Origin of the sequence: Streptomyces sp. Z423-1 (assembly GCF_013009255.1) — a bacterium.
GTDB classification, from domain to species: domain Bacteria; phylum Actinomycetota; class Actinomycetes; order Streptomycetales; family Streptomycetaceae; genus Streptomyces; species Streptomyces gossypiisoli.
This window is the reverse complement of the sequence record NZ_CP053109.1, coordinates 2,701,819-2,723,459: the sequence shown is the minus strand read 5'-3', so window position 1 is coordinate 2,723,459 and position 21,641 is coordinate 2,701,819. Positions and strand designations below refer to the sequence as shown.

18 protein-coding genes are annotated in these 21,641 nt (G+C 72.0%); 8 read left to right on the top strand and 10 right to left on the bottom strand.

Annotation, left to right across the window (positions count from 1 at the left end; all coding sequences use genetic code 11):
* The first annotated feature begins 31 nt into the window (after positions 1–31).
* Both HJD23_RS12150 and HJD23_RS12145 read left to right on the top strand, forming a co-directional pair.
* Entirely contained in the window at positions 32–355 is a 324-nt protein-coding gene (locus HJD23_RS12150) for an STAS domain-containing protein (RefSeq protein ID WP_141313208.1), read from the top strand.
* A gap of 263 nt (positions 356–618) precedes the next feature.
* Positions 619–3,186, top strand: coding sequence for an ATP-binding protein (locus tag HJD23_RS12145; protein ID WP_171118057.1), 2,568 nt, complete (start codon positions 619–621; stop codon positions 3,184–3,186).
* 63 nt (positions 3,187–3,249) lie between these two features.
* On the opposite strand, the gene nucS is transcribed toward HJD23_RS12145, so the two are convergent.
* Positions 3,250–3,921, bottom strand: coding sequence for an endonuclease NucS (gene nucS, locus HJD23_RS12140; protein ID WP_171118055.1), 672 nt, complete (start codon positions 3,919–3,921; stop codon positions 3,250–3,252).
* A 298-nt stretch (positions 3,922–4,219) separates the two neighbouring features.
* On the opposite strand from nucS, the gene HJD23_RS12135 reads away from it, so the two are divergent.
* A complete protein-coding gene (locus tag HJD23_RS12135; RefSeq protein ID WP_171118053.1) occupies positions 4,220–4,612 on the top strand; it encodes an SCO5389 family protein in 393 nt (130 codons plus the stop codon).
* 84 nt (positions 4,613–4,696) lie between these two features.
* Here HJD23_RS12135 and HJD23_RS12130 read toward each other — a convergent pair whose 3' ends face one another.
* Positions 4,697–5,725 carry an LLM class flavin-dependent oxidoreductase gene (locus HJD23_RS12130; protein WP_171118051.1) on the bottom strand — a complete coding sequence of 343 codons (1,029 nt, stop codon included), beginning with the start codon at positions 5,723–5,725 and terminating at the stop codon, positions 4,697–4,699.
* A 220-nt stretch (positions 5,726–5,945) separates the two neighbouring features.
* Between HJD23_RS12130 and HJD23_RS12125 the strand changes: the two genes are divergently transcribed.
* Positions 5,946–6,287, top strand: coding sequence for an ATP/GTP-binding protein (locus tag HJD23_RS12125; RefSeq protein WP_171118049.1), 342 nt, complete (start codon positions 5,946–5,948; stop codon positions 6,285–6,287).
* 18 nt (positions 6,288–6,305) lie between these two features.
* Here HJD23_RS12125 and HJD23_RS12120 read toward each other — a convergent pair whose 3' ends face one another.
* The 7 genes from HJD23_RS12120 to mce all read right to left on the bottom strand — a co-directional run bounded on the left by HJD23_RS12120 (position 6,306) and on the right by mce (position 16,213).
* On the bottom strand, positions 6,306–7,154 hold the full coding sequence (locus HJD23_RS12120; RefSeq protein ID WP_171118047.1) for an ABC transporter permease: 849 nt from the start codon (positions 7,152–7,154) through the stop codon (positions 6,306–6,308).
* Entirely contained in the window at positions 7,151–8,470 is a 1,320-nt protein-coding gene (locus HJD23_RS12115) for an ABC transporter ATP-binding protein (RefSeq protein WP_171118045.1), read from the bottom strand. Before HJD23_RS12115 ends, HJD23_RS12120 begins: the two co-directional genes overlap by 4 nt.
* A 124-nt stretch (positions 8,471–8,594) precedes the next feature.
* On the bottom strand, positions 8,595–9,365 hold the full coding sequence (locus tag HJD23_RS12110) for an ABC transporter permease (protein WP_171118043.1): 771 nt from the start codon (positions 9,363–9,365) through the stop codon (positions 8,595–8,597).
* A gap of 1 nt (position 9,366) precedes the next feature.
* Positions 9,367–10,320, bottom strand: a complete 954-nt coding sequence (locus HJD23_RS12105) for an ABC transporter ATP-binding protein (RefSeq protein WP_171118041.1) — start codon at positions 10,318–10,320, stop codon at positions 9,367–9,369.
* 85 nt (positions 10,321–10,405) lie between these two features.
* Entirely contained in the window at positions 10,406–11,341 is a 936-nt protein-coding gene (locus tag HJD23_RS12100) for a cellulose-binding protein (protein WP_171118039.1), read from the bottom strand.
* Positions 11,342–11,712: 371 nt separating this feature from the next.
* On the bottom strand, positions 11,713–15,561 hold the full coding sequence (scy, locus tag HJD23_RS12095; RefSeq protein WP_171118038.1) for a polarized growth protein Scy: 3,849 nt from the start codon (positions 15,559–15,561) through the stop codon (positions 11,713–11,715).
* A gap of 211 nt (positions 15,562–15,772) precedes the next feature.
* Entirely contained in the window at positions 15,773–16,213 is a 441-nt protein-coding gene (mce, locus tag HJD23_RS12090; protein ID WP_171118036.1) for a methylmalonyl-CoA epimerase, read from the bottom strand.
* Positions 16,214–16,362: 149 nt separating this feature from the next.
* On the opposite strand from mce, the gene HJD23_RS12085 reads away from it, so the two are divergent.
* Both HJD23_RS12085 and meaB read left to right on the top strand, forming a co-directional pair.
* Positions 16,363–17,568 (top strand): acetyl-CoA C-acetyltransferase, encoded by a 1,206-nt coding sequence (locus HJD23_RS12085; RefSeq protein ID WP_171118034.1) that lies wholly within the window; start codon positions 16,363–16,365, stop codon positions 17,566–17,568.
* Positions 17,569–17,611: 43 nt separating this feature from the next.
* Entirely contained in the window at positions 17,612–18,586 is a 975-nt protein-coding gene (gene meaB, locus HJD23_RS12080; RefSeq protein WP_171118032.1) for a methylmalonyl Co-A mutase-associated GTPase MeaB, read from the top strand.
* Between the two features lie 76 nt (positions 18,587–18,662).
* Here the strand turns inward: meaB and HJD23_RS12075 are convergent, their stop codons facing one another.
* Positions 18,663–19,364, bottom strand: coding sequence for a PepSY domain-containing protein (locus tag HJD23_RS12075; protein ID WP_171118030.1), 702 nt, complete (start codon positions 19,362–19,364; stop codon positions 18,663–18,665).
* 117 nt (positions 19,365–19,481) lie between these two features.
* On the opposite strand from HJD23_RS12075, the gene HJD23_RS12070 reads away from it, so the two are divergent.
* Together HJD23_RS12070 and HJD23_RS12065 are read left to right on the top strand one after the other, a co-directional pair.
* Positions 19,482–20,147: a response regulator transcription factor gene (locus HJD23_RS12070; protein ID WP_171118028.1), complete on the top strand. Its 666-nt coding sequence runs from the start codon at positions 19,482–19,484 to the stop codon at positions 20,145–20,147.
* The gene (locus HJD23_RS12065) at positions 20,144–21,625 is read left to right on the top strand and encodes a HAMP domain-containing sensor histidine kinase (RefSeq protein WP_171118026.1); all 1,482 of its coding nucleotides are present in this window, start codon (positions 20,144–20,146) and stop codon (positions 21,623–21,625) included. The genes HJD23_RS12070 and HJD23_RS12065 overlap by 4 nt, the downstream gene beginning before the upstream one ends.
* Positions 21,626–21,641 lie beyond the last annotated feature (16 nt).

Genomic DNA, 21,641 nt, shown 5'->3' with positions numbered 1-21,641 from the left:
GAGTACGTCACCGCACTCACGGGGAGCGCATATGCACATCAGGGGCGACCACGCCGAGGTGGTCGTCGGGGGCCGCCTCGACGTCCGCAGCGCGGCGGACGCCCGTACGGTCCTGCACTCGGCCGTCGACGACGGAGACGGCGACCTCGTCCTCGACCTGTCCGAACTGGACTCGTGGGACGCCACCGGCCTCGGGGTCATCATGGGTGCCCACCGGCGGGCCGGCCGCTGCGGCCGGCGCCTGGTGCTGCGCGGCGTACCGCCGCAGATGCAGCGCCTGCTGGTGGCCACCCGGCTGCACCGGATCCTGGCGATCGAGGGCGGCATCGGGGTGGAGTCCCTGCCCCGGGTGTGACGCCTCGACCGGGGGTGTCACCAGGGCCGGGGGAGACCGGGCGGCTCACGGCGAAACGCCCGACGCACGCAATCCTCACGAGACCGTGACGTCTCGGACCGGGCGGCACCCCGGGCTGTCGTAGATACTGAGCGAAGGTTTAGGGTTCGGTCGCCCGCGTCTGATCGACCCTCGTGCGGGCCCGGACCAGAAGCGACAGCGCGGTGTGCGGCAAGGCCGGGAGGGCACTCGACGCACCCGACGCTTTTGGGGGGCTTGAACCTATGGACCCGAACAACCGGGGACCCGAGGAGTACGGCCATGACGGTGACGGCAACCCGCCGCGCCAGCGCCCGCCCAGGGACTCCCTCACATCCGACTTCGGCCAGCCCGCGCCCGCACTCGCCCGCACGGTGCGGCTGGTCTCCGGTGACCTCCTGCTCACCGTCAACCCCGTCGACGGCAGCGAGATAGAGCTCTGCCCGCCCGGCGAACGCCCCGGCAGACCCGGCAAACTGACCCCGGCCCAGCGCGCCGAGGTGGAACGCGCCGCCGCCCCACCGGTCCCGCCCGGCCCGAGCCGCCCCACCCTGCCGCTCCTCGGCCGCCAGGACGAACGCGAGCGTCTGGTACGGCTGCTCGCCCGTGGCCGCTCCGTGCGCCTGACCGGCCCCGGCGGATCCGGCCGCACCACCCTCCTCGACACCGTCGCCGAGGACTGCTCGGACCTCGCCCCCGACGGCGTCGTCCGCCTGACCGGATTCCACCGCACCACGACCGATCTGCTCCACGACCTGTTCTACGCCGTTCACAGCGCGCCCCTGCACCGCCCGGAACGGGACGAACTGCTCGCATGCGTCCGACAGATCGGCGCGGTCGTCGTCCTCGACGACATCGAGTTCGGCGGCGCCGCGCTCGACGAACTGCTGGACGCCACCCCCGAGTGCGCCTTCCTGATCTCCGCCACCCCGGACGTGCCCGCGCCGTCCGCCGAGGCGGCGATCGAGGAGGTCTTCCTCGACGGCCTCGACCGCGCCGGCGGCCTGGAGCTGCTGGAGTTCGCCGTCGGCCGGCCGCTCACGGAGGACGAGACCAACTGGGCCGGCGACCTCTGGTTCGAGTCCGAGGGCCTGCCGTTGCGGTTCGTGCAGGCCGGCGCCCTGCTGCGGCAGCGCGACCGGCTGCGGGCCGGCGCCGAGGCGCTCGACGAGTTCGGCGTCTTCCAGGACGTCCCGGTCGACGAGCCGCTCGACGCCGTCCCCGGCCCGCCCGTGGGCGCCGACATCCCCCTGCCCTCGCTCGCCGAGGGAGCCGCGCCCGCCGCGCTGCTCGCCTCCCGGATCAGCGCGTCCGCCCGGGCCACTCTGCGCATCGCCGTGGCGCTCGGCGGGGAGGTGCCCCACCAGGCCCATCTGCCCGCCCTCGTCGGCGACACCCACGCGGACGCCGCGCTGGGCGAGTTGCTCAGCTGCGCGCTGGTCTCACCGGTCGGCTCCCGCTACCGGCTCGCTGCCGGCGTGCAGACCCAGCTGGAGGCCGCCGGATACGCCGACGACCCCGAGGGCCACGCCCTGACCGCCGCCAAGCACTACGCCTGGTGGGCCGGACACCCCTCGGTCACGCCCGAGCGCGTGTGCGCCGAGGCGGACGCCCTGCTCACCGCGCTGGGTGTGCTCGTACCGACGACGACCGCGCCCGCCGAGGGCGAGGAGAGCCCCACCGTCCAGCTGGCCCGCACCGCCGCGCCCGCGTTCGCCGCCGGGCTGCACTGGAGCGCCTGGGAACGGGCGCTGCGCTCCGGCGCCGAGGCCGCCCGGCTCGCCGGGGACGTCGCCGAACAGGCCTACTTCCACCACGAGCTGGGCATCCTCGCGCTCTGCGAGGGACGGCTCGACCGGGCCCGCGCCGAACTGGAGGCCTCCATCGGGCTGCGCGGCGCCCTCGCCGACAAGCGCGGCACCGTGGCCGGCCGCCGCGCCCTCGCCCTGGTGACCGACCGGGAGGGCACGACACCAGACGCCGTGGCGACGCTCGCGCTCGGCGCCACCGCCGGCGAGGAGGTGCCCGACGCCCGCCACGAGGAGTCGGCGTCGCCGCCCGGCGGAGTCCCGGCGGCCCTGGCGGAGTTCCCGCCGCTGCAACGGCCCGACAGCGCCCCGGACCTCATCACCCACCGCTCCACGCCCGGAGCGGCGTCCGGACGCGTCCGGGGCGGCGGCCTGCGCGGCCTCGCCCGGCGCAACCTCGTCGCGGCCGGCGCGGGCGCGCTGCTCGTGGCGGTGCTCGGTACGGTCGTGACGCTCGGCGCCACCTCCAGCAACGACGCCGACAGCCCGTCCGACCACGTCGGCGTCAATCCGTCCGCCAGCCAGGACCCCGGCGACGACAGCCTCGGCGCGGACCAGGCCGGCCAGAACGACGACGGCGACACGGGCAGGGCGACCAGCCGGCCGACGGATCCGGGCCCCGACGGCACGCTCGGTACGACGGACGATCCGACGCCGGTGGACCCGGGGGCGGGGGGTTCGGGGGCGGGGGAGCCGTCGGGCGAGCCTAGCGGGACGTACGAGCCGGGTGGGGGCGGTTCTCCGGAGCCGTCGACTTCGCCTACGAAGCCGCCGTCGACGTCGCCGACGAGGCCGACGTTCCCTGGCACGCCGCCGACCGGCGGGACACCGACGTCCCCGGATCCGACGGACTCCGAGACGCCGGAGCCCACGCCCACCGAAACGCCGACGACAGACCCCTCCACCTCCGACACCGCCGGCGCCCCCATCGAAACCAGCAGCACCGCCAGCGCCCCGGAATCCAGCGCCGCAGGCACCCCCAGCAGCTCGGAACAGGTGATCTGAGGCCGCGACGACACAAGAGGGCCGGGTCCGAACCAACGGACCCGGCCCTCGCAGCCGTACGCCTCAGAACAACCGCAACTTGTCGTCCTCGATACCCCGCAGGGCGTCGTAATCCAGCACCTGGCACCCGATCCCCCGATCGGTCGCCAGCACCCGTGCCTGCGGCTTGATCTCCTGGGCGGCGAAGATGCCCCGGACCGGCGCCAGATGGGGATCGCGGTTGAGCAACTCCAGATAGCGCGTGAGCTGTTCCACACCGTCGATCTCGCCGCGTCGCTTGATCTCGACCGCGACCGTCCGGCCCTCGGCGTCCCGGCACAGGATGTCGACCGGCCCGATGGCCGTCATGTACTCGCGGCGGATCAGCGTGTAGCCCTCGCCGAGGGTCTCGATGCGGTCGGCGAGCAGTTCCTGCAGGTGTGCTTCCACGCCGTCCTTGATCAGGCCGGGATCGACGCCCAGTTCGTGCGTGGAGTCGTGCAGGACCTCTTCCATCGTGATGATCAGCTTCTCGCCCGCCTTGTTGACGACGGTCCAGACCCCGGCCTCCTCGCCCGTCCCCTCCTTCAGCGTGCAGGGCGGCGACATCCAGTTCAGGGGCTTGTAGGCCCGGTCGTCCGCGTGGATCGAGACGCTGCCGTCCGCCTTCACCAGGATCAGACGGGGTGCGGTCGGGAGGTGGGCGGTGAGCCGGCCCGCGTAGTCGACGGAGCATCGGGCAATGACGAGACGCATGGTCGGCAACGCTACTCGACGGGCTGGTGTGCACGCGATTCGCCCACCCGTCTCCCGCCACCACCCTCAAGGGAGGTCCTGCGGGCCGCCCCTGTTGTCCAGGAAACCCCTTGTTCGTTAGTGGCCGATTGTGTGCCTACTGGGATCTGCCTGTGTCTGCATTCTTCTGGTGCGGTCACCGGCGGTTGCCTACCGTATAAACGGGAGGTCGCGAGGTATGCACACAGCGTGTTCGCTTTCGCGTGCTCCCACATCTGTCCGGCAACCCCTGCTGGTTGGGGGTGCGAGAGGAGAACCCATGTCGCTCGACGTCTCACCGGCCCTACTCGAACAGGCCGAGCGAGGCGAGGTCGACGAAGCAGACTTCGTCGACTGCGTCCGGACCTCCCTGCCCTACGCATGGGAGATGATCAGCTCCCTGGTGGCCCAGCTGAAGGTGGACGGCGGAGAATTCGCCGACAACCAGACGCCCCCGCCGGACGAGCAGGCGCGCGGTCAGCTGCTGCGTGCGCTCGCGAGTGACGCCATCCGTGGTGCGCTGCAGCGGCACTTCGGTGTGCGGCTGGCCTTCCAGAACTGCCACCGCGTGGCGGTGTTCCCGCTGGACGCCTCGGCGGACGACAGGCTGGCCCGCTTCACCTCGATCCGGGGCCAGCTGCTGAACCAGTCCCCGGAGCTGCGGGACTGCTGAGGCGGTGAACCGCTTGCTTGCCGCTCCGTACGCGGGAGGTGCGATCTGTACCGGAGCGGCAAGCCTCCCGGGCCGCAGGGCCGTTCACGTCAACTGGGGCAGCACCTCGGCGCCCAGCCGCCGTACGTTCTCCTCCGTCGCCGCGAGATCCCCGGAGCCCTCGACGAGCAGGGCGAAGCGGGAGACTCCCGTGCGTTCGCTGGTCGCCGCCAGCCGGTCGGCGCACAGCCGCGGGGTGCCCACCGGGTGCAGCCCGCAGAGCAGTTCGGTGTAGGCCAGCGGATCGCGCATCTGACGCTCCCGGCCGTCCACCGTGACATGGGCGTCGAGCCCCTGCTTCAGCCATCCCGGCATCGCCTTCAGCAGCGTCTCCGCCGCGTCGGTGCGCCGGTCCGCGATCTGGCAGACGCCGGCCGACACATGGGCGGCACCGCGGATCTCCTCCGCGGGACGCCCCACCGCCCGCGCGTGCTGCCGCCACAGGGCGACCATCTCGGCCTTTTCCTCGTCCCCGACGTGCATGCCGAGCAGCATCGGCAACCCGCGCTCGGCGGCCATCCGCACACTCGCCGGGGACGTGCACGCGACGAGCACCTCCGGCCCCTCGGCCTCCGTCAGGCACTCCGACGGCCTGGGCACGACGGGGACTTCACGGAAGGCGAAGCGGCCGCCGGGGCCCGCCACCGCCGGTTCGCGCAGCCAGCGCATGAGCAGATCGAGTGATTCCGGGTACTGCCTCTCGTACGCCTCCAGCCCGGCGCCGAACACCTCCAGGTCCACCCACGGGCCGCCGCGCCCGACGCCCAGCGTGAAGCGGCCGCCGCTCGTAACATGCAGCAGCGCGGCCTGCTCGCCGAGCGCGACCGGGTGGGTGGTGGGCAGCACGCTGACCGCCGTACCGACCCGGATACGGCGGGTGCGGCCGAGCACTAAGGCGGCCAGTGTGATCGCCGACGGGCAGGTGCCGTACGGCACGAAGTGGTGCTCGGCCAGCCAGACCGAGTCGAGCCCCGCCTCCTCGGCGACCTCCGCCGACCGGACCGCGCGGTACAGCGCCTCCCCCTGGCCCTGACCCGGGAACTGGGCCGCCAACACGAACGTTCCTACACGCATCGCTCTTCCTGCTTCCTTGGCTCCGACACGGAGCTCCCCCACTCGGCATAACCGTCTGACACGTGCCGAGGACACGGTCTGGCGAAGGGATTTGCGGATTGTCGGCAGAATGAACGGTCCGAGAGGGGGACTTGTGAGGTTCGCCGCTTTCCGCGTACCCCTCTCCGGGCCGCGTAGGCTGGATGCAACCCGGTTCCTGTATAGCTCCGTGAGGTGTCCCGTGTCCCCGCGTCGCAACCGTCCGAAGGGCCCGAAGACCGCCGGCTCGTCCGGCCGGAGCGCCGAGGACGACCGCCCGGGCCGCTACGGGGGCTGGCAGTCCACGGAGGACTGGCAGGGCGAGGACTGGAGCGTGCGCCATGTGGCCGGGGCCAGTTCCGAGGGCAAGACGTACCGCTGCCCCGGCTGCGACCAGCTGATTCCGTCCGCCGTACCGCACGTGGTGGCCTGGCCCGAGCACGCGGGTGTCGACGACCGCCGGCACTGGCACAAGGCGTGCTGGAACGCACGGGACCGCCGCACCACGCGGGTGCAGCGGTCCCGTAACGCGCCGAAGTTCTAGGACATTCGGTCCTGTGTGCTACACGTCCCGCTTCTCCAGCAGGGCGTAGGCGCCGACGAACGCGGCGGCCGTGACGCCGAGCATGATCCACAGCGGGTCCCAGCCGGACGGGCCGGACTCGGTCAGCGAGTTGGCGTAGAAGACGCTCAGCTGGTTCGGGATCGAGTACTCGAACAGCGCCTGGCGGAGGTCCTCCAGTGAGGACGCGAACATGAACATCGCGATGACCAGCGGGGCGAGCACCGTGGCGATCATGATGGTGATGGCGCCCGCCGAGTGCCGGACGATGGAGCCGACGACCAGCGAGAGCAGCCCGAGCAGCGCGATGTAGAGCGAGATGCCGACGGTCCCCTTCAGCCACTCCGCGCCCGACGGCTCCCGCGCGTCGCTGAGCATGCCGACCTGGGCGAAGGCGACGAAGCCGACGGCGACCAGCGTGACCACGAACGCGACCGAGAAGAACACGATCGCCTTCGCCGCGAGCACCCGCCCGCGCGTGGGGCAGGCGGTCATCGTCGTCCGGATCATCCCGGTGCCGTACTCGGACGCCGTGGTCAGGACGCCCAGCGTGATGATGCACATGCTGCCGAGCAGCAGTCCGAAGAAGCCGAGGGACAGCGGGTTCTCGCCGCCGAGCTCCGCCTCCGAGGAGTTCGCGACCAGCGCGCCGGCGAGCAGTCCGATACCGACGACGAGCAGGACGAACACGCCCAGCGTCCACATCGTGGAGCGCACCGACTTGATCTTCGTCCACTCCGAGGCGAGCGCGTGCCCGAGGTGCGTGCGGACGACGGGGATCGGCGAGGTGTAACCGGCGTACGGCGCGCCGGGCGCGGCCTGCTGCATGGTGGGCTGGGGCGTGCTCATCGGGCGTCCTCGGGCTTGGTCTCGTCGGAGGGGGCGGCGGGGGAGGAGGCGGGGGACTGGGCAGTGGTCGCGGCGGCCGGGGGCTGCGCCTGCGGGGCGGCGGGCGCGGGCTGAGGCGCGGGCTGGGCGGTGGGTGCCTGCGGGGCGGCCTGGGCGGCCGTCTGCGGGGCCGGGTGGGCGATGGGATGTGCCTGGCCCGCCCAGGGCGCGCCGGGCGCGGAGGGGGCGCCGTACGGCCCCGGAGGCACCGCCCCCGGCTGCCCCTGCGGCATCGCGAACGGCTGCCCGCCCTGCTGGGGCGGCGGCGGGGCGTACCAGCCCGGCTGGCCCTGTCCCGGCACCGGCAGCGGCGGCTGCGCGCCCGGCGGCAGCGGCTGCTGCAGCCCGGCCTTCTGGTCGACGGTCGAGCGGTAGTCGACGGCCGCCTGCGTCATCCGCATGTACGCCTCCTCCAGCGAGGCCTGATGCGGCGACAGCTCCCACAGCCGTACGTCCGTTTCGTGCGCGATGTCGCTGATGCGCGGCAGCGGCAGCCCGGTCACCCGCAGTGCGCCGTCCTGCTCCGGCAGCACGTGCGCACCCGCCTCGGCGAGCGCGGACGCCAGCTTCTCGCGCAGCTGCGGCTCGGTGTCGGGCGTGCGCACGCGCGCGAAACCGGCGGAGTTCGCGGCGATGAAGTCCTTGACGCTCATGTCGGCGAGCAACTGGCCGCGCCCGATGACGATCAGGTGGTCGGCGGTCAGCGCCATCTCGCTCATCAGATGCGAGGAGACGAAGACGGTACGGCCCTCCGCCGCGAGCGACTTCATCAGGTTCCGCACCCAGAGGATGCCCTCGGGGTCGAGGCCGTTGACCGGCTCGTCGAACAGCAGCACCTGCGGGTCGCCGAGCAGCGCGGCGGCGATGCCGAGCCGCTGTCCCATACCGAGGGAGAAGCCCTTGGAGCGCCGCTTGGCCACGTCCTGCAGGCCCACCACGCCGAGCACCTCGTCGACACGCCGGGCCGGGATGCCGGACAGCTGGGCCAGGGACAGCAGGTGGTTGCGGGCGCTCCGGCCGCCGTGCACCGCCTTGGCGTCCAGCAGGGCGCCGACCTGGCGGGGCGCGTTCGGCAGCTTGCGGTAGGGGTAGCCGCCGATGGTCACCTGGCCCGCCGTCGGATTGTCCAGCCCGAGGATCATCCGCATCGTCGTCGACTTGCCCGAGCCGTTCGGCCCGAGGAAGCCGGTGACGGCCCCTGGCCGCACCTGGAAGGAAAGGTTGTACACAGCGGTCTTGTCGCCGTAGCGCTTGGTCAGGCCGACTGCCTCGATCATGCTCCGCACCCATCGAAAGGTTCAGGACAGCGGGGCACACGCCCCCCGTAAGGGTTAGGAGGATACCCAGGCGCTGACGGTTCCCTCCAAGACCGGGTAAAACCGCCGACGGCCGGGGCCGGCCCTAGGCGTCCCGTTTCCTGAGCGTGACGTAACCGCCGACGAGCGCCGCGATCACCCACAGCGCCATGATCCCCAGCCCGCCCCAGGCGCCGTAGGGAGTGTCTTCGCCGACCGGGGTGACCACCTGCATGATCTTGCTGCCGGCCTGGTCGGGCAGGTACTGGCCGACCTTCTTCGTCGCCGAGACATTGCCGAGGATGCTGGAGATCAGGAAGAAGAACGGCATCAGGATGCCCAGCGACAGCATCGGCGAGCGCAGCATCGCGGCGACGCCCATCGAGAACATCGCGATGAGGGTCATGTAGAGCCCGCCGCCGATCACCGCGCGCAGCACACCCGGGTCGCCGAGGTCCGCCCTCAGGTCGCCCAGCATGGCCTGCCCGAGGAAGAAGGCGGCGAAGCTGGTGGCCAGGCCGACGACCAGGGCGAGCAGCGCGGCGACGGCGATCTTGCTGAACAGGAACGTGCCGCGCTGCGGTACGGCGGCCAGCGAGGTGCGGATCATGCCGGTGCTGTACTCGTTCGAGACGACGAGCACCCCGAACACGATCATCGCCAGCTGACCGAGGCTCATGCCGGCGAAGCTGATGAAGGTCGGGTCGAAGGAGAGCCGGCCGGCCTCGTCCAGGTTGTCGAACTCGTTCTTCGACAGTGCCGAGATCAGCATGCCGAGCGCGATGGTGACGACCACGGCGAGGGACAGCGTCCACACCGTGGACGCGACGGAGCGGATCTTCGTCCACTCGGACCGGATGACCTGCGTCGCCGCCATGTCAGCCCTTCCTCCAGCCGTTGCCCCACTGCTGCCGCTCGGTCGCCGGGTCGGAGTGCGCGTGGTACTCCACCGACTCCGCCGTCAGCCGCATGAACGCCTCCTCCAAGGAGGCCTGCTGGGTGCTCAGCTCGTGCAGCACGATCTGATGCTGCGCCGCCAGCTCCCCGATCCGCTCCGGCTTGCCCCCGTCCACCTCGAACGCCCCGCTGCCGGTCTCCACCACCGTGATCCCGGCCCCGTGCAGCACATCGAGCAGCCGCTCGCGCTGCGGGGTGCGGATCCGGACGGAGCTGCGCGAGTTCTGCGCGATGAAGTCCGCCATGGAGGTGTCCGCGAGCAGCCGGCCCTGGCCGATGACGACCAGGTGATCGGCCGTGAGCGCCATCTCGCTCATCAGATGGGACGAGACGAAGACCGTACGGCCCTGCGCGGCCAGCGTCTTCATCAGGTTGCGGATCCAGTGGATGCCCTCGGGGTCGAGCCCGTTGACCGGCTCGTCGAACATCAGGATCCGTGGATCGCCGAGCAGCGCGCCCGCGATGCCGAGCCGCTGCCCCATGCCGAGGGAGAATCCCTTGGCCTTCTTCCTCGCCACCGCCGTGAGGCCCACGGTGTCGAGGACCTCGCGCACCCGCTGCCTGGGAATGCCGTTGGCCTGGGCCAGGCACAGCAGATGGTTGAAGGCGCTGCGCCCGCCGTGCCAGGCCTTCGCCTCCAGCAGGGCCCCGATGTACTTCATCGGGTCCTTGAGCTGGTCGTAGTGCTTGCCGTCGATCCGGACGTCCCCGGCGGTGGGGTGGTCGAGGCCCAGGATCATGCGCATGGTGGTCGACTTGCCGGCGCCGTTGGGACCGAGGAAGCCCGTGACGACGCCCGGTCTCACGGTGAACGTCAGGTGGTTCACCGCGACCTTCTCGCCGTACCGCTTGGTCAGTCCCGCCAGCTCGATCATGCGGCAACGCTAAAACGGCACAAAGCCCTCTGCCACCTGAGTGGCAGAGGGCTTCGCAGGTGTTCAGCAGCTGTACGCCGGGTGGTTACCGGGACTGCTGCGCGGGCACCCCGCGGGAGATCGGCTCGTCCTCGGCCGGGGAACCGGCCGCGGCCACCGCGGCGCCGGTGAGCGTGGCGAGCATCTCGCGCACGTTCGTCAGCTGGGCGTTGATGGAGTCGCGGCGGTTGGTGAGGGCGGCCAGCTCGCGCTCGGATTCCGAACGGATCCGGTCGGCCTTGGCGTTGGCGTCGGCCACGATGTCCTCGGCCTGGCGCTGGGCCGTCTCCACCGTCTGGCGGGCGCGGCGCTCGGCGTCGGTGCGCAGCTTCTCGGCCTCCAGGCGCAGCTGCTCGGCGCGGTGCTCGATCTCGGCCAGGCGCTTCTCGGCCTTGGCCTGACGGGACGCCAGGTCGCGCTCGGACTGCTCGCGGCGCTTGGCGAGGTTCGTCTCGAAGTCGGCGGCGGCCTGCGCGGCCTTGGCGCGGGTCTCCTCGAAGAGCGCGTCCGCCTCCTCCCGCTTGGACTGCGCGTCCTTCTGCGCCTCGGCGCGCAGCTGGGAGGCGTCGCTCTTGGCCTTCTCGACGATCCGGACGCCCTCGTCCTCGGCCTTGGACTTGCGCTCCGCCGCGAACGCCTCGGCGTCGTTGCGTACTTGCTGGGCCGCCGACTCGGCGAGTTCGCGGTGCTGCTCGGCCGCGCGCCGGGCCTCGTCGCGCAGGTCCTTGGCCTCTTCCTCGGCGAGCCGCAGGATCTTCTCGACGCGTGCGCCAAGACCGGCGTACGACGGCTCGGCGTCGCTGACCTGCGCCTGGGCGTTCTGCGTTTCGAGGTGGAGCTCCTCGATGCGCTTTTCCAGAGCGGTGATGCGGGCGAGAGCGCTGTCACGGTCGGAGACGAGCTTGGAGATACGTTCGTCCACCTGAGCGCGGTCGTATCCACGCCGCACAAGCTCGAAGCCGTAGGGGGAAGTGTCGCTCATGGGGTTCCTGTCGAATGAGACCGGTGAGGTGATAGGTGGAATCCTAGGGGCCGAAGCGGTGTGTCATCGAGCGGATGCGTGTTTGATCTGGAGAATGAGACCTCTTTTGAGTGGCTAACCGCAGGACCACTTGCCAAGGACCATGCCAAAGACTTGGTCAAAGCCCCCCGAAGGTACCGGAATCGACCCTCGTCGCCAGAGCCTGTCCGGCGGATCATGCCGCGGACGCGGGGTCTGGCACGCGCGTCTGCCGCGTTGTCGTCACTCTTCCCCATGCTCGAACATGCTCGCGCGGGGGCACCCCCATCGCCTCCGCTCACCCGCACTGATCAGTCACCGCTCCTATCCTGCGACCTGATCCGCCGGACAGGCTAGCTTTCCGACGACTTGCCACCCGATCGAGGGGCGCCGATCGTCGCGCCCGCCTTGACCGTGTTGTCCTTTGCGGCTGACGGGGCCTCAAAGGACTCCAGTGCCTCCAGGACGTCCTGCACGCGGGAGATCTCGGCGTTGATGTCCTCGCGGCGGCGCACCAGGATCTCCAGTTCGCGCTTGCCCTCCTCGACCGTGCGCCTGGCCTCCTGGATGGCCTCCGCCTTGAGCTCCTCGGCCTCCTTCACGAGCGCCGCCTTCTTCTGCTCGGCCTCCTTCAGCAGACCCTCCGCCTTCTTCACGGCGGCGATACGCACCTTGCCAGCCTCGGAGTTGGCCTCCGACACCAGCTCCTTGGCCTTCGCCTGCGCCTTGGCCAGCTGCTCCTCGGCGGCCTTGATGAGCGCGTCGCAGCGGTCACCGGTCGACTTCATCGTCTCGGCGGCCTCACGGCGGGCCCGCTCGTGCAGCTCCTCGATCTCCGCGGTGATCCGGGCCCGCAGCTCCTCCGCCCGCTCCCTGATCGCGGTCGCGTCCCGGCGCGCGCCGACGAGGAGTTCGTCGGCGTCCGTACGGGCCTTCTCCACCATCGCGTTGCCCTCGACCGTCGCCTCGGACACCAGCCGGTCGGCCTCCTTGCGGGCCGCGCCCACCATGGTGTCGGCCTGCGCCTCGGCGTCCGCGGTCGTCTTCAGCGCCTGCTGCTGCGCCTCGCTGAGCAGCTTGTCGGCCTCGGCGGTGGTCTCCGTGATGAGCTTGTCGACCTGCTCGGCGGCCTCGGAACGCCGCTTGTTGGCGTCCTTGCGGGCCTCGTCCAGCGTCCGCTCGGCCTCCTCGCGCGCGGCCGTGGTGACCCGCTCCGCCTCCTGGGCGGCCTGCGCCTTGACCCGCTCGGCCTCGGTGCGGACCCGCTCCGCGTGCTGCTGTGCCGACCCGACCGTCTCGGCGGCCTCGGCACGCAGCCGCTCCGCCTCGCCGCTCGCGTCCCCGACCAGCTTCTCGGCCTTGGCGAGCGCCTCGGTGCGCACCCGCTCGGCCTCGGCGGCGGTCTCCGACTGCAGCCGCTCGGCCTCGCTGCGCGCCTCGGTGATGAGGGTGTCCGCCTGCGTCGCCGCGTCCGACCGGATCCGGTTGGCGTCCTCGCGGGCGTCCGCACGCGTGCGTGCCGCCGCATGGTCGGCCTCGGCGATGGTGTCCGACGCCTCGGTGCGCACCCGCTGCGCGTGCTCGGCCGCGTCGGTGCGCAGCCGCTCGGCCTCGGCGATCGCCTCCGCCATGGTGCGCTCGGCCAGCGCCTTGGCGGCCTCGGACTCCTCGCTCGCCTCCCGCCGGAGCCGGCCCGCGTCCTCGGCGGCCCGCTCCCGCTCGGCGTAGGCGTCGGAGCGGACCCGGTCCGCCTCCTCCTGCGCCTCCCGCCGGGTGCGGTCCGCCGCGTGCTCGGCGGCGTTGCGCAGCCCGGCGATCTCGTCCTGCGCCTGCTCGTGCAGCCCGGCGACCGAGTCCCGTACCTGCTGGGCGTGCTGCTCGGCCGCCGACACCATCTCGGTGGCGCGCCGGTCGGCCTCCTCCACCAGACGCACGGCCTCGGCCTGCGCCTCCTCCACGCGGTTGCGCGCGGAGGCCAGCAGCTCCTCGCTCTGCTCGCGGGCCCGCTTGCGCTCCTGGTCGGCCTCCTGGCGGGCCGCGCCGAGCAGTTCCTCGGCCTCGCGGCGGCGCCGGGCGGCCTCCTCCTGCGCGGCGGCCAGCGTCTCGGACGCCTCCTGCGCCAGCCGCTCGGCGGCGGCCTGCGCCTCGGCCCGTACCCGGTCGGCGGTGTCCTGCGCCTCCGACTTCAGCCGCTCGGCCTCCGCCGCCGCCTCCGACCGCAGGCGTACGGCGATGGCCTCGCCCTCCGCCCGAGAGGCGGACGCGTCGGACGCGGCCTCGTCGCGGAGCCGTTCGGCCTCCGCCTCGGCCTGCGCCTGGAGCGTACGGATCCGCTCGGCGGACTCCGCGCGCAGCCGCTCGGTCTCCTCGGCGGTCTCGCGGCGGATCCGCGCGGCCTCCTCGCGCGCGTCGGTCAGCGCCTGCTCGGCGGCGGCGAGCCGGGACTTCGCCTCCGTGTGCAGCCGCGTCAGCTCCTCGGCGGCCTCCGCGCGGCGGGACTCCACGGCCCGCTCGGTCTCCTCGCGCAGCTCCCGCGCGGCCCGTTCGGCGTCGGCGCGGATGCCCTCGGACTGCTCCAGGACCTCCGCGCGGTGCCGCTCGGCCTCGTTGCGGGTGCGCTCCAGCGTCTCCTCGGCCTGCCGGCGCAGCGTGGTCGCCCGCTCGATGGCCTCGGTGCGGACCTTCTCGCTGTCGGCGGTCGCGCTCTGCCGCAGCTCGTCGGCGTCGGCCTTCGCCTTGGCGAGCAGCTCCTCGGCGGTCTTGGCCGCCTCCTCGATCTGCGCCACGGCCTGCTTGCGGGCCTCCGCGCGGATCTTCTCGCCCTCGGCGACCGCGTCGGCGCGCAGCTGCTCGGCCTCGCCGCGCAGCCGTCGTGCCTCCTCCTGGAGTTCGACGGTCTTGGCGCGGTACTCCTTGGTGTCGTCCTTCGCCGCGCCCTTGAGCTGCTCGGCGATGTCGTGCGCCTCGGCGCGCAGCCGGTCAGCCTCGGCCTCCGCCTCGCGGCGGATCCGCTCGGCCTCCTCGGTGGCCGCCTTTGTGGTCTTCTTGGCGTCCTCCGACGCCTTGTTGAGCACGTCCTCGGCGGTCCTTGCCGCCTTGGACAGCTGGCTCGCGGTCTCCTCGGCGGTGATCGTACGGGCCTTCTCGGCGGCCTCCGCGACGATCTTCTCGGCCTCGGCGCGGGCGTCGGCGACGACCTGCTCGGCCTCCTCCTTGGTGGCCTCGGCCTCCTTCGTGGCCTCGCTGACGAGGCGGGCGACCTGCTCCTTGGCGGTCCGCGTGCGGGTCTCGTTGGCCGCCTCGGCGCCGGCGAGGGTCTTGGCCGCGGCCTCCTTGGCCTCGGTGACCAGCTTCTCCGCCTCGGACTGCGCCTTGCGCAGGGCCTCCTCGGCCTCGGCCATCCGGGTTTCCGCGGCCCGGCTCAGCTCGGCGGCCTGGCGGCGGGCGGCGTCGGACTCCGAGACCGTGGACGTGCGCAGCTGCTCGGCGTGCTCGGTGGCCTCCTGGGCCTGCGTGGAGGCGGCGTTCAGCAACCGCTCGGCGTCCGTACGGGCCCGGCGCAGCAGCTGCTCGGCCTCGGCGCGGGCCGCCTCGGCCTCGCTCTGCAGCCGCTGCCGGGCCTCGGCGGTCAGCCGCTCGGCCTCCGCACGCGCGGCCGACATGGCCTGCTCGGCCTCGGCCCGCGACTCCTCCAGCAGGCGCCGGGCCTGCTGCTCGGTGCGGGCGCGCAGCTGCTCGGCCCAGGCCACGTTCTCGTTGACGTGCGACTCGACGGTCTGCCGGCGCTCGGCGAGCTCCTGGTCGAGCTGCTGGCGGCGGGCCACGGCCTCGGCGTGCAGCTCGGCCTGCAGGCGGGCCGCCTGCTCGGCGTGCTCCTGGAGGATCCGCTGGGTCTGCGCCCGGGCCTGGCTCAGCTCGCGGTCCGCGTCGGCACGGATCTGGTCCGCCTGCATCTGGGCGTTGCGCAGCAACTGCTCGGCCTGATAGCCGATGTCGGCGCTGTCATAGGCAGGCCGGGTCATGAGCGTGCGCCGCGCCTCGTGCAGCTTGGCGCGCAGCACCTCGACCTGGTAGCCGAGGTCCTCGGCGTGCTGGATGGCCTTTTCCCGCTCGGTCCTCAGCCGCTTCATCTCGGCTTCGAACCGAGTGAGGTGGTCGACGTCAGCCGCCGGCTCTCGCTCCTGGCTCTCGTAGCCCCGCACTGCGCGGTCCCATCCGTCCCCTGGTCGCAAGTCTCTCCAAACGAGCTCCGTCCATCCGCCGAACGGGGCCCCCGGGGAATGGTGTCAGATCAACGACGGAGCATGGGCTGCTGCCCCGACGCTCGTCCCCCGAAACCCGGACCCCGGCAATGCGGTCGCCCTGGGCTGAGCGGCGACCGCCCCCAACCCTACCGGCCCATATGTACGAGCATCAGTGCTCAGGTGACTCAACGGGTGCCGAAGTGACCAGTTCTGTCAGTACGCCATGACAATCCTTGGGGTGCAGGAAGGTGATCCGTGACCCCATGGAGCCGCGCCGGGGCTCCTCGTACAGCACGCGTACGCCCTTGTCCCTGATCGCGGCCGCGTCCCCGTCGACGTCCGCCGTGCCGAAGGCGATGTGGTGGACGCCCTCGCCGTTCTTGGCGAGCCACTTCGCGACGGTGGAGTCCTCGCGAATGGGTTCGAGCAGTTGCAGGTACGAGGACCCGCCGTCGGACGTATCGTTGATCTTGAGCATGGCCTCGCGCACGCCCTGCTCCTCGTTGACCTCGGTGTGGAACACCTCGAAGCCGTAGGTGGCCCTGTAGAACTCGACAGTCGCGTCGAGGTCGTGGCAGGCGATCCCGATGTGGTCGATTCGCGTCAGCATGGATTCAGTGCAGCGCTTGGGAGGTGGTTACGCAACGTGCGCGCGATCACACCGACAGCCCGATGACGGGGTGGAGTACCGGTCAGTACATTCGAAGTAAACCCTCGTTCACTCCTCGGCCAGTGCAGGCCGGAAGGGGATCGCAGCTCATGTCTTCTGCAACGAACGGCTCGACATCCGTCATCGTCGCGGGTGCCCGTACCCCGATGGGACGGCTGCTCGGCTCGCTGAAGTCCTTCTCCGGAGCCGACCTCGGCGGCTTCGCGATCAAGGCCGCCCTCGACCGTGCGGGGATCGGCGGCGACCAGGTGCAGTACGTGATCATGGGCCAGGTGCTCCAGGCCGGGGCGGGCCAGATCCCGGCGCGCCAGGCCGCGGTCAAGGCCGGCATCCCGATGAGCGTCCCGGCGCTCACCATCAACAAGGTGTGCCTCTCCGGCCTCGACGCCATCGCCCTGGCCGACCAGCTGATCCGGGCCGGCGAGTTCGACGTGATCGTGGCCGGCGGCCAGGAGTCCATGACGAACGCCCCGCACCTGCTGCCGAAGTCCCGCGAGGGCTACAAGTACGGCGCGGTCCAGATGCTCGACGCGATGGCCTACGACGGCCTGACCGACTCCTTCGAGAACATCGCCATGGGCGAGTCGACGGAGAAGCACAACACGCGCCTCGGCATCGCCCGCGAGCCGCAGGACGAGATCGCCGCCCAGTCCCACCAGCGCGCGGCCGCCGCGCAGAAGAACGGCATCTTCGAGGCCGAGATCACCCCGGTGGAGATCCCGCAGCGCAAGGGCGAGCCGGTCGTCTTCAGCAAGGACGAGGGCATCCGCGGCGACACCACGGCCGAGTCGCTGGCCAAGCTGCGTCCGGCGTTCTCCAAGGACGGCACGATCACCGCGGGCTCCTCGTCGCAGATCTCGGACGGCGCGGCCGCCGTCGTGGTGATGAGCAAGGCCAAGGCCGAGGAGCTCGGCCTGGAGTGGATCGCGGAGATCGGCGCGCACGGCAATGTCGCGGGCCCCGACAACTCCCTCCAGTCCCAGCCGTCCAACGCCATCCGGCACGCCCTGAAGAAGGAGGGCCTGGAGGTCTCCGACCTCGACCTGATCGAGATCAACGAGGCCTTCGCCGCCGTGGCCGTGCAGTCAATGAAGGACCTCGGGGTGTCCACCGAAAAGGTGAATGTCAACGGCGGTGCCATCGCCCTGGGTCACCCGATCGGGATGTCCGGCGCCCGTCTCGTCCTCCACCTGGCGCTGGAGCTGAAGCGGCGCGGCGGCGGGGTCGGCGCGGCGGCGCTGTGCGGTGGCGGCGGCCAGGGTGACGCCCTGATCGTGCGGGTACCGAAGTCCTGAGCAGGCGTCGGTCTGTTACGTCGGTGATCTGAACGGAGCTGTGATGCAGGACGTCTCCACACTGGTGGCCCAGGCGAGGGAGGGCCGGCCGCGTGCGGTCGCCCGGCTGATCTCCCTGGTCGAGGGGGCGTCCCCGCAGCTCAGGGAGGTCATGCGGACGCTCGCGCCCCTGACGGGCGGGGCGTACGTCGTGGGGTTGACGGGCTCTCCGGGCGTCGGCAAGTCCACGTCGACGTCGGCGCTGGTGACGGCGTACCGCAAGCAGGGCAAACGGGTCGGCGTCCTGGCGGTCGACCCGTCGTCCCCCTTCTCCGGCGGAGCCCTGCTGGGCGACCGGGTCCGTATGTCGGAGCACGCCTCCGACCCCGGCGTCTACATCCGTTCCATGGCCACCCGGGGCCACCTCGGCGGCCTCGCCTGGGCCGCCCCGCAGGCGATCCGCGTCCTGGACGCCGCAGGCTGCGACGTGATCCTGGTGGAGACGGTCGGCGTCGGCCAGTCGGAGGTGGAGATCGCCTCCCAGGCCGACACCTCGGTGGTCCTGCTGGCCCCCGGCATGGGCGACGGCATCCAGGCGGCCAAGGCCGGAATCCTGGAGATCGGCGACGTCTACGTCGTCAACAAGGCCGACCGCGACGGCGCCGACGCCACGGCCCGCGAACTGAACCACATGCTCGGCCTCGGCGAGTCCCGCGCCCCCGGCGACTGGCGCCCACCGATCGTCAAGACGGTCGCGTCCCGCGGTGAGGGCATCGACGAGGTCCTGGAGGCGCTGGAGAAGCACCGCGCCTGGATGGAGGAACGGGGCGTCCTGACGGAACGCCGCCTGGCCCGGGCCTCCCGCGAGGTCGAGACCATCGCGGTGACGGCCCTGCGCGAACGCATCGCCGACCTCCACGGCGACCGCCGCCTGAGCGCGCTGGCGGAGCGGATAGTCGCCGGGGAGCTGGATCCTTATCGGGCGGCCGATGAACTCGTATCGGGCGTGACGGAATCAACCAGCCCGTCCGGCGTGTGAGGACGAGGCCCGTTCAGGGCCGAAGCGGGGGGCTGGGGGCGGGCAGCCCCCAGAAGACCCCCGCCTCCACACACGGTCAGTCGTCGCCGCGGTCGTCACCCTGGTCGTCGTCGTTGCCGTGGTCGTCGTCCCGGTCGTCGTCACGGTCCGCAGTGACCTTCCCCGACTTCACGTCGACCTTCCAGTCACCCTGCTTGCCGTTGCCGCCACGGGTCTCCACGTCCCACGACCGACCCCGGTCGTCGTCATCCAGGCCGACCGAGGTCACGAATCCCTTCGCGGACGCGGCGTTCGCCGCCTCCGCCGCCGTGACCTGCGCGCCCTTCAGCGCCGCACGGTCGTCCCGGTCGTCGTCATCGTCCCGCTCGGTCTCCGTACCGAGCACCTTCCCCGACGCCGGGTCCACGTGCACCGTGTAGGAGGTCGTGCCCCGGCCGAGCACCTCGACCTCCCAGCCCCGCCGGTCGTCACCGCGGTCGTCGCCGTCATCACCGTCGTCGTCGCTGTCCAGGTCCGCCGACACCACGGTCCCCGGCCGCGCCTTCAGCGCCGCCTCGATGGCCTGTGCGGCCGTCACCTTCGCGCCGCGCTCGCCGGTGCCGTCGTCGTCCCGGTCATCGGCACTGTCGTCGTCCCGCTGACCGGCGTTCACCGCGTCGGCGGACGCCGCCGACGACGTACCCGACGATTCGCCGCCACCCCCGGCGAACGCCAGCGTCGTACCACCGCCGATCACGGCGGTCGCGACCACGGCGGCGATGACGATGTTGCGCTTCATGGTTCCTCCCCGAGTTGGGCTCGTCGCTTCGACGTCCACCACGCTGCCGTTCGCCGCCTGAAGCCACGCTGAAGCCACCTGAAGATCGCTTCAGGTTCGGTTTGGGACCCTTGGTCCATGCGGCTGCTGATCGTGGAGGACGAGAAACGCCTCGCGCTGTCCCTGGCCAAGGGCCTGACGGCGGAGGGCTACGCCGTGGACGTCGTCCACGACGGCCTGGAGGGCCTGCACCGGGCGACCGAGTCGCCGTACGACCTGATCATCCTCGACATCATGCTCCCCGGCATGAACGGCTACCGCGTCTGCTCCACCCTCCGCGCCGCCGGCAACGACGTACCGATCCTGATGCTCACCGCCAAGGACGGCGAGTACGACGAGGCGGAGGGCCTGGACACGGGCGCCGACGACTATCTGACCAAGCCGTTCTCGTACGTCGTCCTGGTCGCCCGCATCAGGGCGCTGCTGCGCCGTCGCGGCCAGCAGGGCGCCTCGCCGATCCTCACGGTCGGCACCCTCCGCGTCGACACCGCAGCCCGCCGGGTCACCCGGGACGGCGACGAGATCGCCCTCACCGCCAAGGAGTTCGCCGTACTGGAGCAGCTCGCCGTGCGGGCCGGCGAGGTGGTGTCCAAGGCGGAGATCCTGGAGCACGTCTGGGACTTCGCCTACGAGGGCGATCCGAACATCGTGGAGGTGTACGTCAGCGCGCTGCGCCGCAAGCTGGGCGCGGCGCTGATCCGGACGGTGCGCGGCGCCGGGTACCGGCTGGAGGCGCCGAGATGAGACGCCTGTTCGGTTCCGTGCGATCCCGGGCCACGCTCGGCGCCACCCTCGTCGTCGCCGTGGCACTGGTCGCCGCGGGGGCCGCCGTGCTGCTGTCCCTGTACTCCAACCTGACCGAGCAGGCCGACACCCAGGCGGAACGCTCGGCGCGCGCCGTCGCGGCCGACCTGGCCGGGGGCAAGCGGTACGACCAGCTGTCCCTGGACGACGACGACCGACCCGTCCAGGTCGTCGACGAGGACGGCAGGCTGGTCGCGGCCAGTGAGGGCCTGGAGCGGATCAGCGGCACGGGGACGGACGCCGTACGGCCGGAGAAGCGGACGCCGGCCGTGCGCGAGCCGGGCACCGGTTCGGGCGACGCCGACTCAGACGACTCGGGCGCGTCGGACGACTCGGATGACTCGGGCGACTCGGACGACGATTCCGACGACTCCTCCGGCGCCACTCTCCAGCCGGGTGAGATCGCCGAGGACGCGGCCATCTCGGACGGCTCCGCGACGATCGGCGGCGAGGCGGCGGACTACCGATTCGCCGAGGTGGCCGTCGAGGTCCCGGGCCAGGGCACGTTCACCGTGTACGCGGGCGGTCCGCTGGCCGCCGAGCAGAACGCCGTGAGCACCGCGCAGACCGTCATGCTGATCGGCTTCCCGCTGCTGCTGGCCGTCGTCGCCGGCACGACCTGGCTGGTCACCGGGCGCGCACTGCACCCGGTCGAGGGAATCCGGCGTGAGATGGCGGAGATCACCGCCTCCGAGGACCTCTCCCGACGGGTCCCCGAACCGGGCACCCACGACGAGGTCGCCCGCCTCGCCCGCACCACCAACGAGACGCTGGCCGCCCTGGAGACCTCGGTGGAACGCCAGCGGCGTTTCGTCGCCGACGCCTCGCACGAGCTGCGCAGCCCCATCGCGTCCTTGCGCACCCAGCTCGAAGTGGCCGCCGCGCATCCGGAACTGCTGGACCTGGACGGCGCGGTCGAGGACACCGTACGACTGCAAAGGCTCGCCGCCGATCTGCTGCTGCTCGCCCGGCTGGACGCGGGGGAGCGGCCCACCGACACACGGGTCGACCTGGCCGAGCTGGCGCGCGAGCAGGCCGCGGGCCGCAAGGGCGTGTCGGTCGAGGCCGAGTCCCTCGACGTGGCCGGATCGCGCGGGCAGCTGGGGCGGGTGCTGGCCAATCTGCTGGACAACGCCCAGCGGCACGCCCGCTCGGCGGTCACCGTGGCCGTGCGCCGGGACGGCGACCGGGCGGTCGTCCAGGTCGCGGACGACGGGGACGGCGTACCCGAGGGGGACCGGGAGCGGATCTTCGAGCGGTTCGTACGGCTGGATGCGGCCCGCAGCCGGGACGAGGGCGGCGCCGGTCTGGGCCTCGCCATCGCCCGCGACGTGGCCGCCCGCCACGGCGGCACCCTCACGGTCCATGACGCGCCGACAGGCGGAGCCCTGTTCGAAGTCCGCCTGCCGCTCGCCTAGGGGTTCCGGAGGGTCT